Genomic DNA, 13,930 nt, shown 5'->3' with positions numbered 1-13,930 from the left:
ATTGAGAGGCGTTGGAGAGCCGGCCAGGCAAATCCTGAACTTGGATTTGAATGACGGATCGAAACGACCGATAAGCAAGGAGCCGTAACTGGACAAAAACGTTTTAAAAACATGCAAAAAACCTTCTTATTATCTAGTTTTGAAGGAACAACGTTCCTTTATAGTCTGGTAATGATGGCGAAGAGGCCACACCCGTTCCCATTCCGAACACGGAAGTTAAGCTCTTCAGCGCCGATGGTAGTTGGGGGTCTCCCCCTGTGAGAGTAGGACATTGCCAGGCAACAAGAAAGAAAAGATCAGCTGCATAGCTGGTCTTTTTTTGTGGGGTTTTTTCGTATAGTCATAAGAAAGTGACGCATGTTCGTGGTGCCCTATGGGGTATTTTTGTACTGAAAATAGTGCCCAGACGGGAATAAGCAGCCTCTAGACGGGAATATGCATGATCCAGACGGGATTACGGCCATCTCAGACGGGAATACGTGAAGACCAGACGGGATTAACAGCCGGAATAGCAGGAAAATAGATAAAATACACCCCATGGAAACTTATTCATCAGGTCTTCCTAAAAAGTGTATCTTAAGAAATAGACCTAAAGATTAGCGACCCATTTTCAAAAACCCTTAAAACAAATATGCCCCATGGGGTATTTTTGTGTTGAAAATAGTGACCCCGGGGAATTCCAGAATCTCAGTCGGGATTAACGACCAAAATGGTAAAAAAGAAGAAGAAATCCCCCAAGAATACTTAGGAGTCAGCAGCAGGTTTTCTTAAAAGGTGTATCCTAAAAAAGTCCTAAGGATTAGCGATCCATTTAAATGAAAACTTTCATCATCCATAGGAGTAACCCCTTAATATAGCTGAAACATTAAAAAAGAAAGGCAAAAAAAACTGCCTTTCTTTTTTTGCCTCTATTGGGTGGGTCAGCGGGCTTCCTTAAAGTGTGGATTCAAAATTTCTTTCAATACGGTTGAGCTGTGTGTAAATTGTTTTTGTTCGGTTTCAGATAGTGTTAGTTCAAGTATTTCTCTTATTCCGGTTCTGTTAACTACGGCAGGGACACCGATGTAGACGTCTTTTTCTCCATATTCTCCATCAAGGTAGGTGCTGACGGTTAAGACGCTGTTTTCGTTATTTAGGATGGCTTTGGTGATTCGGGCAAGCCCCATAGCAATTCCGTAATACGTAGCGCCTTTTTTCTTGATAATATGATAGGCGGCATCTCTTACGTTCACAAAGAGCTGGTCTAGGTCTTCCATTTTATATTCTGGGTTTCGGGTAATCAATTCTTCAACAGGTACTCCGCCTATATCTGCATGGCTCCATACAGGCAGCTCCGTGTCTCCATGCTCTCCAATAATATGCGCATGTACATTTGCCGGGGCAATATCGAAGTATTCGCCCAGTAAGAAACGGAATCGTCCAGAATCGAGAATCGTTCCACTGCCGATTACTCGTTCTTTTGGCAGTCCACTGAATTTCCATGTTGCATAGGTTAATATATCGACAGGATTGGTAGCAATCAAGAAGATCCCATCGAAGCCGCTTGCCATTACTTGATCAACAAGGGATTTAAATATCTTTAGGTTTTTTTCAACAAGGTCTAAACGAGTTTCTCCTGGTTTTTGATTCGCTCCTGCACATATACAGACGATATCCGCTTCTTTGCAATCATCGTAATTTCCGTACCATGTTTTAGTTGGGTTAGGTGCAAAAATTTTGCCATGGTTTAAATCCATTGCATCTCCCATAGCTTTATCTTCATTAACGTCGATTATAACTAATTCTTCAGTAATTGACTGGTTAAGCAGGGCAAATGCATAACTACTCCCAACGGATCCTGCACCTATAAGTGCGACTCGATTAATATTTCTTTGTATCATATTAATTTCCTCCATTCAAGTACCTGCATTTGTAAAAAGAGTAACAGTTTAATTGTGCCTTTTAAATCTAGTAAAATCAATGAATATATAATAAAATTTAGTAATTAGTCTAAAATCAGGGAAAAAGTAACGTATAATTAAGGATAGCTGGAAATGATTGGCGTTCAGTCCTTAGCTACTATATTTTCGTTTGAATTAAAACATGAGGAGTAAACTATGAAAGATATGTCTATTGAGGATGAAATAGAATCATTAAAAATTGAAAATCATCGTTATAAAGAACTGGTCTCTGAGCTTCCTTTTCCTTTTCACTATCATTCTAGGCATGGAATGATAGTGGAAAAATCTAGCGGCAAAGATGTTTCTTATATAGAAGGAAAGAATACTAGTATGAATTCATCATTTAATTACGATTGTTTTTCTATTATGGAGGGGTATATGACCCATCTCTTTGATCATGTACCTCATCATATAGTTTTTATTGATAAAGATGGATTGGTGACACTTTGCAATGAGCAGACAGCTCTTGATTTACATGTTGATCAGAAGGAGATTGTGGGCACCCATATCCGGGATCTTTTAAAACTGCCTGATGAAGAAATCTTCCTGTTGAAAACATTGACCACAAAGGAAGATACCATAAACCATTTGATCATGGATAAAAATTATGGTGTTGTTAATACCCGAATCATTTATGAAGAAGATGGTTCGATTAAGCGAGTAATAGGAATCTTTCAGTTTGTTAATTTATATAAAGGTGCGGCAAAGCAAGCCCTTGCGGGGGGAATAGCTGCTGGAATTGCTCATGAGCTCAGAAACCCATTTACAACGGTGAGAGGCTTTTTACAATTAATGCAGGAAAATATAGATAAAGAGAGTGCTGAGCTATTTAGGACGTTACTTATTCCTGAGATAGATCGGGCAAATACGATTATCAGCGATTTTTTGAAAATTTCACGATCGGCGCATACGAATCGAGAAAAAATAGAATTTGATTTATTTGTTAATCATCACCTTTTAAAAATCCTTTCAAATGAATCGTTCTTGTATCATGCGACCGTTAACCATACTATCTCTAAGGAAGCATCTCAATGTATCATTGAAATGAATAAAGATGAAATCATCCAAGTATTTATTAATTTATTTCGTAATGCAGTTGAGGCAATTGAACAGAAGAAATTACGAATTGATTGGAGTGCTGACAGAGTAGAGGATTGGCTTGCTATCACCTTTAAGGATAATGGCTCTGGAATAGATCCTGCTATTTTATCAGAAGTATTTGATCCATTTTTTACTACAAAAAGTGACGGCACCGGACTTGGACTTTCTATATCGAAAACGATTATCGATAATCATGGGGGCCGGATGGAGGTAGCCAGCAGTCAATTAGGCACGGTTTTTACGATCATGCTGCCAGTTTCTAAAGCATAAGTTAAATGGAAGAAGGAGATGGGAAGTTGGAGATTAATCATCTGTTGTTCTCAGTTTCTAATTTGGATAAATCGATTCTCTTTTATCAAACTGTTTTCGATGCGAAGTTGTTAGTGAAGGGCAAAACCACCGCCTACTTTGATTTAAATGGGTTATGGCTCGCACTTAACCTGGAGGAGACTATACCAAGAAATGAAATACAAGGCTCTTATACTCATATTGCCTTCTCAGTGAAACAAAATGAGCTGGCACTGATTGAAGATAAATTAAAAAAGTTCAATGTATCTATATTGCCAGGACGGAATCGTGACGTGCGGGATAAGGAATCGATTTATTTTACCGATCCGGATGGCCATAAGTTTGAATTCCATACAGGTACACTCGAAGATAGGATGAACTACTATAAAGAAACCAAACCTTATCTAGAATTTTTTGACTAAGAAACCTGCCTATGCAGGTTTTTTGTTTGTCAGAAGGGAGAGTTCTAATGGATAAGAATGCTGAAATCGGGGTACTAGTATGATAGAGAAACTGTTTTTTCTATAAAGAAAGGATGTGAACAAATGGAGAAAGCAAATGAGCTTCCTGTTAAGGCAGTCGATGCTATTGAAGAAGCTGCTGGAACGTTTCCAGGGTATCGACGGGCACATGCAAAAGGGGATTATTATGAGGCGGTATTTACCCCTAATGGGAAAGCGAGTGCATTTACAACAGCACCGCATCTATTACATACACCCGTACCAGCCATTGTACGCTTTTCTAATAGTTCACCGAACCCAACACATGCAGATGCGTTGACGCCCCCTAAAGGAATGGCTGTGCAGTTTCAATTACCAGATGGATCGGTTACCAATCTTATTGCCGTTACGATTCCCATTTTCTTTGCGAAAACGCCTGAAGCATTTGTGGAGATAATGAAATTTTTCAAGTCAGCTGAGGAGGGCATACCGAACCTAAAAGAGTTGATGAAAATTGCAGTGAACTATCCGGAAAGTAAAGTAAGCTTTAAGATGATTAAGGAAATGCGATCACCCCTTAGTTTTGCGATGGCTCGTTATTTTTCCATACATGTTTTTAATTTTATTAATAAGGATGGCAGGAAACAGCCGATTAAGTATCAATGGGAACCTGATGCGGGACTCGGAATGTACGGGAAACTAGAAGCCGCTGACTATTCAGCCGATTATCTAAATGAAGAATTAACGGAAAGAGTGGAAAGAGAACCAGTCGTTTTTACACTTATGATTCAGTTAGGAGAAGAAGGGGATCCAACAGACGATCCAACAGCAGCGTGGCCGGCAGAACGGCAAACGATAGAAATTGGACATCTCACTATTTCTAAGAAACTGGTTGATCCGCCAGATATGGTTCTGTTTGACCCGACAATCGTACCAGAGGGCATTGAATGCTCTGATGATCCTATTTTGCATTTCCGTCATGATGCCTACGCGGTTTCTTATAATCGCCGCATTCATGGTAAATAAAGATGAAAGCCGTATCCCTAAACGGAGATACGGCTTATGTACATATTTATAATAAGGATTCTGCTCCATCGATATATACCTTTGTGCCCGTAATATGAGAGGATAAGTTAGAGGCTAGAAAGAGAACCAAATCCCCAACTTGATCTGGTTTACCAGCTTCACCAGTCAGTGGATGCTCCCCTTCAGGGTATTCAATTGGAATGGTGATTTTTTTGAGATTTTCGTTCTCAGGAAACGTATTTGAATCTATATTCGTGTCTATTGCGCCTGGGCAAATCATATTCACGCGGATTTTATATCGTGCCAGTTCAAGAGCAGCCATCTTACCAAATGCGACTTGTCCGGCTTTTGAGGTGCTGTAGGCTGAAAAGCCGAATTTGTTAAATGTTCGATTTCCGTTAACCGAGCTCGTAATGACAATGCTTCCGCCATTTTCTTTCATGTAAGGAATAGCATTTTTTACTGTTAAAAAGGTTCCGCGTAAATTTGTGTGGATGGTGGTATCGAATTCATCGATTGACATATCCTCAATGGGTGAGATTACCCCGTTTATCCCGGCGTTTGAGAAGACAAAATCAAGTTGGCCCCATTCTTCAAAGACTTTTTTGAAGGCTTGTTCCATATCTTCTGTTTTGGAAACATCCGCTTCTACAATAATTGCTTTGCTGCCGAGATCCTCAATTTCGCGCTTTACCTCCATAGCATCTTCAGCATTAAGGTCAAGTAAGGCAACTCTCGCCCCATTTTCTGCAAGCTTTAAGGCAGCTCCACGACCAATACCAGAACTCCCTCCGGTTACTAAGGCCACTTTATTTTTCATTAAATTTGCCATACTTCCTCAACTCCTTTTTCCTATTATTACCCATTTAAGGTGTAAAAAGAAACCCCATAAAGACACTTTTTTAGGAATTGTCTGGAAATATAATTACCATTTATTTAAAAATAAATTGACAAGAAAGCGCTATCAAACTAGTATTAAGTTGTAACCTTAACGATAACTTATTTTTTCAGAGAAAGGGGTAATTATATGAAGAAAAGTAGAGTACTAATGAGTTTATCCTCAGTATTACTTGTTTCATCAATGTTCTTAGCAGGTTGTTCGGATGAAAAAACCTCCACTGATAAAGGAGGAGAAAAGGAAGGGGAAATCAGCGGAGATATTACCGTTATTACCCAGCGTACGGATATTGTGGATACCATTTTTAAAGACTATGCGTCTAAATTCAATGAAAAGTATCCAGAGGTAAACGTGAGTTTCGAAGCGTTGACAGACTATGGCGGAGAAATTACCCCTAGGATGAACACGAAGGATTATGGTGATGTTTTATTAATTCCAACACAGGTGCCTATCGAAGACATCCCTTCGTTCTTTGAACCCCTTGGAGATTTAGCAGAGATGAAGGATCAATATATGGGGGTAGAAGAACGTGCGGTTGATGGCAAGGTATATGGAATTCCGATTGCCATCACGTATACGGGAATTGTGTACAACAAAAAAGTATTTGAAAGTGCAGGCGTTTCAGAAATTCCTAAGACGTTTGAGCAGTTCACTGAAGTTCTGCAAAAGGTAAAGGATTCTACAAAAGCTGTCCCTCTCTACACCAATTATGCGGCTGGCTGGCCTTTAACTCAATGGGAAGGGGCAGTGACTACTGTAGCAGGAGATCCTGATTATTATAATATAAAGATGATTAATGAAGACGATCCATTCGGTAAAGGCAAACCTCATTATGAGATGTATAAATTAATGTATGATGTGGCTGAAAAAGGCTTAATTGAGAAAGATCCATTAACAACAGATTGGGAAACTTCTAAAGCCATGATGGGCAGAGGAGAAATTGCGACAATGGTGCTGGGATCATGGGCGATTGAACAAATCAAGTCACAAGCGGATAACCCGGACGATATTGGATATATGCCATTCCCAACCAATGCAGATAAAGTAATTTTTCCATTGGGAGCTGACTTCCAAATTGGTGTAAATAAAAATAGCGAAAGTAAAGAAGCTGCTGAAGCGTGGGTAGACTGGTTTATAAATGAATCGAATTACTCTGTGGAACAGGCAGGTGGAATTAGTGCTTCGAAAAGTGCAGAACTTCCAGAAGAGCTGAAGCAATATGAAGAACAGGGTGTAGAATTTTCATTGCTGACACCAGCAAATGATGGTCAAGAGGGTCTTTTAGATAAGATTGATAAGGAATCAGAAGTGGGTTTCTGGCTTGAGGATCATAAGAAAGAAATTGTGGAAGCAGGGATTGGAAACCGTAAAGAGTCATTCGATGATATTGCAGACAGATTGAACAAAGACTGGAATAAAGCGCGGGCGAAAATTAAATAAGAAAAAGAGTTTACTAGAAAAAGAGATTCCCCGTCGTTAAAGACAGGCGGCGGGGAGTTATTAATGGCTAGCACTGATTATCCCTGGAGGTGCCTACTAATTTGAAGTTTTCAAATCTGCCCTATAAAAAACAGCAGCTTGTAATTATAGCGGCCTTTTCTCTGATTCCAGTTGCCTTATTAATCACATTTGCCTACGTCCCAGTCATGAATATGATCCAGTACAGTTTTACTAATTGGAACGGATTCAGTAAAAATAAAGAGTATGTAGGACTGGAAAACTATAAGATGATTTTTACGAGACCGGAGTATTTTAAGGTATTTACAGTCAGCTTATATTATTTCGCCGCAACATTTTTCCAAATGGGAATTGCCTTATACTTTGCTACTATTTTGAGTTTTAACGTGAAATTTAAAAACTTGTTTAAAGGTATTTTATTTTTTCCATATTTATTAAATGGTGTGGCAATCGGGTTTATGTTTCTAATTTTCTTCCGACCGGAAGGCACGCTAGATACGGTTATGCAGGCAATAGGTTTGGGAAACATCATTCAACTTTGGCTGGGGAATCCAGATATTATTAATATTTCACTTGCTGGAACCTCTGTATGGAGATACATGGGTTTTAATTTTATTATTTTTCTCGGTGCAATATCCTCTATTTCTGGAGAGGTTTTTGAGGCATCCGAAATTGATGGTGCGAACAGATGGCATCAATTTATCTATATCATTCTTCCGAGTATCAAAAGGATTATTCAATTAAATTTAATTCTGGCAATCAGCGGTGCAATTAGTGCATTCGAAATCCCTTATATAATGACTGGCGGATCAAATGGGAGTGAAACTTTCGTCATCCAAACAGTCAGCATTGCCTTTAAGTACGGTAAAGTTGGCCTCGGATCAGCGATGGCTGTTGTGTTGCTCTTAATTGTTATTATCGTTACCTTAATTCAAAAAAGTGCTTTCAAAGAGGAGGAGTAATGCATGTACCAGTTGAAAACCGCGCTGCTCTCTATTATGAAGTATTTTACTTTACTGCTTGGAGCGTTTTTAGCACTGATACCGATCGTGGTCGTTTTTTTGCTTCTTTTAAAACTGGTAAGGAGTATACAAGCACCAGTCCGATGACTCCTCCTGAGAACTGGTTTAATTTTCAAAATTATACACGTGCTTTTGTTGAAGGCAATATGCTGACTGGGTTTATGAATACTACGTTTATTTTGATTGTCTCCATTGTTGGGGCCACACTGCTTGGGTCCATGATTGCTTTTGTCCTTCATCGATTTAATTTTAGAGGGTCGAAAGCATTGATGGGTGCCTTCGTACTTGCAACCTTGATTCCAGGTGTTACCACACAAGTAGCGACCTTTCAAATCGTGAACTCACTAGGACTATTTAACACCAGATGGGCTGCGATTATCTTATATTTAGGTACAGATATCATTGCCGTTTATATTTTCTTGCAATTCCTGGATTCTATTTCGAAGTCTCTAGATGAATCAGCAATGATTGACGGAGCATCTTATTTCACAATTTATTGGAAAATTATTTTACCGCTGTTAAAGCCTGCAATTGTTACCGTCATTATTGTCAAGGGCGTCAATGTATATAACGATTTCTATACACCCTTTTTGTATATGCCAAAAACAGATTTACAGGTAATTTCAACCGCACTTTTTAAATTCAAAGGACCCTATGGATCACAATGGGAAGTAATTTCAGCGGGAATCATTATAGCTATTATTCCGACAGTGATTGCTTTCCTTGCTTTGCAAAAGCATATTTATAACGGATTTGCACAAGGCTCTGTTAAATAGTCGGAAGGATTTTAATTTGTGAGCAGGGTGTTCTAACATAAAAGGAGGATATGTTTATGCAAATAGATATGTCAATGGCCGAATTAGGTTCATATAAGGGGACAAATCCAAAGCCCTTTGATTTCGCAGAATACTGGGATAAAGGCATAAAGGAACTAAATGAACTGTCGTTAACTTATGAGGTAGAACGTTTTGATTATCCATCTATGATGGCTGAGTGTTTTCATGTGTATTTTATAGGAGTTGGTGGTGCTAGAGTCCATTGTCAGCTTGTAAGACCCAAACAGCAGAGCGACAAGGGACCTGGGCTTTTGTGGTTTCATGGGTACCATGGCAACAGTGGTGATTGGATTGATAAAGTGGCTTATGCAGCGGAGGGCTTTACTGTTCTTGCCATGGATTGTCGTGGACAGGGGGGACTTTCAGAGGATAATCTTCAGGTGAAAGGATCTACATTGAAGGGGCATATCATCCGCGGTCTTGAGGATGATGATCCTGAAAAGTTGTATTATCGTCATGTATTTCTAGATACTGTTCAAGCAGCAAGGATTCTTATGTCCATGGATGGGGTTGATCCTGAACGGATCGGTACATACGGTGCATCACAGGGCGGTGCGCTTTCTATCGTGTGTTCGGCGCTTGAGCCGCGCATAAAAAAAACAGTTGCTATCTATCCTTTTCTATCTGATTACCGACGAGCGTGGGAGATGGATATTACTCACTCAGCGTATGAAGAAATCCATTACTTTTTCAAGTTGAGAGATCCTAATCATAGGCGGGAAAAAGAGTTTTGGAATAAGCTTGGTTATATAGATATTCAGCATTTGGCCGACCGAATTCAAGCTGAAGTGATGTGGGTCACAGCTATGGAAGATCAGATTTGTCCCCCTTCTACTCAGTTTGCGGCTTTTAATAAGATTGTTTCTCCAAAGGATATGGTTGTCTTTTACGAATATGGCCATGATTATTTGCCGACACTTGGCGATAAGGTCTATCCATTTTTTGCAGAACTACTTAATCGCAAGTAAACTAACAGTAGAGTGGATTTATCGGAATTGGAGGAATAGATGTGAAAAGCAACGTGACGATGCGTGATATTGCTGAAAAGTTAAGTATTAGCAGTGTAACTGTTTCAAAAGCACTGAATGATAAAGAGGGTGTCAGTGACGAGCTTAAGGAAAAAATCAAGAGTGTGGCCGAAGAAATGGGCTACCGGTTTAATACCCTTGCGAAATCAATGAAGGAAGGATATTCCTATAATATTGGTGTAATTATTCCAGAGCGATTTACAGGTACCACGCAATCTTTTTATCTGCAATTTTACCAATACATCTCACAAGTCCTCGACAGCCGCCAGTACTCTGGTATTCTTCATATTCTAAGTGAGGAAGATGAGACCTCTGTGAGGCTGCCGAGAATTTATAATGAACGAAAGGCTGACGGTTTTATTATCCTTGGACAAATTAATAATGACTATGCAGCAGCCATATATGATATGGATGTTCCGGTTATTTTTCTTGATTTTTATAATGACCAAAACAATATAGATTCCGTGCTGACCGATAACTTTTATGGTGTATATGAGGCAACGAATTACTTAATCAAAAGCGGGCACAGGAAAATAGCTTTTGTCGGGAATATCTATGCAACTAGTAGTATTCAAGATCGTTATCTTGGCTATTACAAATCATTACTCGAACATCGAATTCGATTAGAAGAAAGCTATGTGATTAGTGACCGTGATGAGCGGGGGAGGTTTATCGATATTGACCTGCCTGCAGATCTGCCGACAGCGTTTATATGTAACTGTGATCAAGTTGCTTATAATTTGATTAATCTATTAAAGAAAAAAGGGATTAATGTGCCGGAAGATTGCTCGGTAATGGGATTTGATAATGATATTTATGCGACGCTTACAGAGCCTCAATTAACGACAGTCGCTGTTGATATGGAAGAAATGTCTCGTGTGGCGGTTAAATTTATCCTTGAAAAAGTGAGGGATAAAGACAAGAAATACGGTCGTACTTTTATTAAGGGGAATATTATTTATAGAGAATCGGTTAGAGATCTAAACAACTGAGGCATGCGAAAGGAATGAGCGTATGAATACAGCATTGTTCCGAGGTGTGAGTTTTTTATCGAAATGTTTTACAGCAAGCGGTTATTTCTGGCTTTATACGTTGAAAGGTCTGATTGTCTATGGGGTATTGCCTGCAGCCTGCATGCTCACGGCAGTGTTAGCTGATCTTAAACAAGAGGGGGATGCAGACGTAGCTTTAGCAAGCAAGGGTTACTATCGAAAATACCAAGGCGTTCAATCTTCGTCCTTAGTGTTGTCTCTTATATTTGTCTGTCTGTTTTCGGGACTTTATTGGTTCTCTTATCATGAGGGGGGGAATTCCCTCTTTTTTCTGATTATAGTACTCTACCTTTTGGGGTTAACATTAGTTATTACCGTCTATCTTACCCACTTTATAGTGTTTGGCGAAATGCAGCTTAAGCAGGCTTTAACCTTTTCGTTTGTATATTGCATTAAAAAGTGGCAGTACTCTCTGTTGCTTTTAGCATCCATTAGTAGTCTTTACCTGATTTCTAGAGACAATCTAATCGTGTGTATTTTTATCCTGCCTTTTTTACTGGCCTTGTCTTCACGCTGGATACTCGAGAAAGCGAGACTGCCGCTGCAAGCCCCCTTTTCTTAAAACGAAAGGGTATTTGCTATGTACATATTTTGGGATATCCCATTGGTAGTAAGTCTAAAAAAGAATTGACATCAACCAGACCGCCTTTTAGTATTAAGTTATAACCTAATCGATAAAGTATATTTGAAATCTACATTACCGCGTGATATTTGAAAAGGACAGTATCTATTCTTGGGTTGAAGGTTTTGGTTTATTTGACTGAATACAATATAAAGGTCTTTATTTAAACACGAAAGGAGTGTGCAGTGATGAAGCGCTATGCAGTACTCGATATTGGCGGAGGAACTATAAAACATGCAGTAATGGATGAACAAGCAGAAACGTTAAAGTCAGGGATTACAAAAACTCCTGTACAAGGTATGAATGCTACCTTCGCCATATTAAAGGATATTGTCAGGGAATATCAGAAAGAGTATACACTAAATGGAGTTGCAATGAGTGTCCCAGGTGCGGTTGAAATAGTAACCGGTTACATTCATTTTGCGGGAGCAGTAACCGATTTAATGGGGAGAAATGTGAAAGAGGAGTTAAATGACCTGGGTCTGCCAATAGAATTAGATAATGATGTAAACTGTGTTACGCTGGCTGAAAAATGGAAGGGATCTGCCATGGATTGTGATAATTTCGTCTGTATTGCCGCTGGTACGGGTATTGGTGGAGGGATTTTCATTAACGGTAAGCTTTATCGAGGCCGATTAGGAATGGCAGGCGAGTTTGGTCTGATGGCTTTGAGGTTCGATAATAAGCTGGAAACGGTCATGCAGCGCGGGTCATTTAGTGCTTTGGGATCTACTAGGGCACTTGTAGAAGACGCATCTGTACGAATGGATTTTGCAGTTACTGGAGAAGATATTTTTAGGCTGGCAGATCAAGGGAATTCCGATGCGTTAGCTGCTTTAGAAAATTTTTATGACGCGCTGGCAATCGGAACAGCAAATCTTATTCATGTACTGGCTCCAGAAAAGATTTTAATTGGCGGGGGTGTAAGTGCACAAACAGTTGTGGTAAAAGAAGTGCGGAATCGGATAGCACGCATTCGGAAGCCAGCCCTCGATATTACAGAGGTGGAATCCTGCTCTTTTAAAAATGAGGCGGGAAAGGTAGGAGCGCTTTATCATTTCCTCACTATGCAGGGAATCCTGTCATAGGCTATTCATAGAGTACTAGCTTTCATTGCGACATGAGGATATATTAAATAAAGAACAAAACAATATATTAGGAGGCTAAACATGATACGATTTGGGATTATCGGAACTAACTGGATTACAGAACGTTTTTTAAAGGCGTCTGAAGCACTTGAGGAATTTAAGCTTACAGCCGTTTATTCACGATCAGAGGAAAGAGCTCGTGAGTTTGCCGGCAACTATCATGTTGAGAATACTTTTACAAGTCTTGAGGAAATGGCATCTAGTGATATGATTGACGCGGTGTATATCGCAAGTCCGAATGCTTATCATGCAGAACAAGCTATTCTGTTTTTAGAAAATGGAAAGCATGTACTATGTGAGAAGCCAATTGCTTCAAATGCAGCAGAAACACGTGCGATGATTGAAGCAGCGAAAAGAAATGGCGTTGTTTTAATGGAAGCGATGAAATCAACATTAATGCCGAACTTTAAGAGCATCCAGGATAATATCCATAAGCTTGGGAAAGTACGTACATACTTCGCGAATTACTGTCAGTACTCATCGCGTTATGATTCCTATCGACAAGGGACAGTTTTAAACGCTTTCAATCCAGCTCTTTCTAATGGGGCCTTGATGGATCTAGGTGTCTATACAATTTATCCACTTGTCGTTTTGTTTGGTAAGCCTAATTCTATTAAGGCGACAGGCCACGTGCTTGAGTCTGGGGCAGATGGGAATGGAAGTATTCTTCTCAGCTATGATGGAATGGAAGCAGTGGTCATGTATTCGAAAATAACGGCCTCACCTCTGCCTTCGGAAATCCTTGGAGAGGATGGATCTATGGTTATACATCATATATCTAGTCCGGAAAAAATTGAACTACGTGCTCATGATGGGTCACTTACTGATATAAGCAATGAACAAACAGAGGAATCTATGTATTACGAAACAAAGGAATTTATTCATTTGGTTGAAAGCGGACAACAGCAGTCTTCACAGAATACGTGGGACACATCCATTGCTGTCATGGAAATTATGGATGAAGCCCGTCGCCAAATAGGCATTGTATATCCAGGCGATTCCAACTAATACTAAAAAACTGTCGAGAATTTCTCGGCTAGTTTTTTTAGTTAAATGTGACAATTCAGAGAA

General features: G+C 39.5%; 12 protein-coding genes, 1 rRNA gene and 1 pseudogene. 12 read left to right on the top strand and 2 right to left on the bottom strand.

Going from position 1 to position 13,930, the window contains the following annotated elements; genetic code table 11:
- Window positions 1-164 precede the first annotated feature (164 nt).
- Window positions 165-280 (top strand): 5S ribosomal RNA (gene rrf / locus WYK_RS03955).
- 640 nt (window positions 281-920) lie between these two features.
- Here rrf and WYK_RS03950 read toward each other — a convergent pair.
- Window positions 921-1,880, bottom strand: a complete 960-nt coding sequence (locus WYK_RS03950) for an L-lactate dehydrogenase (RefSeq protein ID WP_040373302.1) — start codon at window positions 1,878-1,880, stop codon at window positions 921-923.
- A 216-nt stretch (window positions 1,881-2,096) separates the two neighbouring features.
- Here WYK_RS03950 and WYK_RS03945 point away from each other — a divergent pair, with 216 nt between their 5' ends.
- From WYK_RS03945 to WYK_RS03935, 3 genes are all read left to right on the top strand, one after another.
- A complete protein-coding gene (locus WYK_RS03945; protein WP_040373301.1) occupies window positions 2,097-3,311 on the top strand; it encodes a two-component system sensor histidine kinase NtrB in 1,215 nt (404 codons plus the stop codon).
- Between the two features lie 26 nt (window positions 3,312-3,337).
- Window positions 3,338-3,751, top strand: a complete 414-nt coding sequence (fosB, locus tag WYK_RS03940; protein WP_407951459.1) for a metallothiol transferase FosB — start codon at window positions 3,338-3,340, stop codon at window positions 3,749-3,751.
- 123 nt (window positions 3,752-3,874) lie between these two features.
- On the top strand, window positions 3,875-4,795 hold the full coding sequence (locus WYK_RS03935) for a catalase family peroxidase (RefSeq protein ID WP_040373299.1): 921 nt from the start codon (window positions 3,875-3,877) through the stop codon (window positions 4,793-4,795).
- 46 nt (window positions 4,796-4,841) lie between these two features.
- On the opposite strand, the gene WYK_RS03930 is transcribed toward WYK_RS03935, so the two are convergent.
- Window positions 4,842-5,627, bottom strand: a complete 786-nt coding sequence (locus tag WYK_RS03930) for an SDR family oxidoreductase (RefSeq protein WP_040373298.1) — start codon at window positions 5,625-5,627, stop codon at window positions 4,842-4,844.
- Between the two features lie 195 nt (window positions 5,628-5,822).
- On the opposite strand from WYK_RS03930, the gene WYK_RS03925 reads away from it, so the two are divergent.
- The 8 genes and pseudogenes from WYK_RS03925 (at window position 5,823) to WYK_RS03890 (ending at window position 13,867) form a co-directional block, all read left to right on the top strand.
- Window positions 5,823-7,133 carry an ABC transporter substrate-binding protein gene (locus WYK_RS03925; protein WP_040373297.1) on the top strand — a complete coding sequence of 437 codons (1,311 nt, stop codon included), beginning with the start codon at window positions 5,823-5,825 and terminating at the stop codon, window positions 7,131-7,133.
- A 101-nt stretch (window positions 7,134-7,234) separates the two neighbouring features.
- Entirely contained in the window at window positions 7,235-8,113 is an 879-nt protein-coding gene (locus WYK_RS03920) for a carbohydrate ABC transporter permease (protein WP_040373296.1), read from the top strand.
- Between the two features lie 3 nt (window positions 8,114-8,116).
- Window positions 8,117-8,949 (top strand): annotated as a pseudogene (locus WYK_RS03915) (carbohydrate ABC transporter permease).
- A 56-nt stretch (window positions 8,950-9,005) separates the two neighbouring features.
- The gene (locus tag WYK_RS03910; protein ID WP_040373295.1) at window positions 9,006-9,977 is read left to right on the top strand and encodes an acetylxylan esterase; all 972 of its coding nucleotides are present in this window, start codon (window positions 9,006-9,008) and stop codon (window positions 9,975-9,977) included.
- Between the two features lie 41 nt (window positions 9,978-10,018).
- Window positions 10,019-11,029 (top strand): substrate-binding domain-containing protein, encoded by a 1,011-nt coding sequence (locus WYK_RS03905; protein ID WP_040373294.1) that lies wholly within the window; start codon window positions 10,019-10,021, stop codon window positions 11,027-11,029.
- Window positions 11,030-11,051: 22 nt separating this feature from the next.
- On the top strand, window positions 11,052-11,651 hold the full coding sequence (locus WYK_RS03900) for a hypothetical protein (protein ID WP_040373293.1): 600 nt from the start codon (window positions 11,052-11,054) through the stop codon (window positions 11,649-11,651).
- Window positions 11,652-11,899: 248 nt separating this feature from the next.
- Window positions 11,900-12,799, top strand: coding sequence for an ROK family protein (locus WYK_RS03895; protein WP_040373292.1), 900 nt, complete (start codon window positions 11,900-11,902; stop codon window positions 12,797-12,799).
- Window positions 12,800-12,880: 81 nt separating this feature from the next.
- Window positions 12,881-13,867, top strand: a complete 987-nt coding sequence (locus WYK_RS03890; protein ID WP_040373291.1) for a Gfo/Idh/MocA family protein — start codon at window positions 12,881-12,883, stop codon at window positions 13,865-13,867.
- The last annotated feature ends 63 nt before the right edge of the window (window positions 13,868-13,930 follow it).

Source organism: Peribacillus psychrosaccharolyticus ATCC 23296 (genome assembly GCF_000305495.1).
GTDB lineage: Bacteria > Bacillota > Bacilli > Bacillales > DSM-1321 > Peribacillus > Peribacillus psychrosaccharolyticus.
Note: the sequence above shows the minus strand (reverse complement) of the source record. Positions and strands in the feature narration are given on the sequence as shown.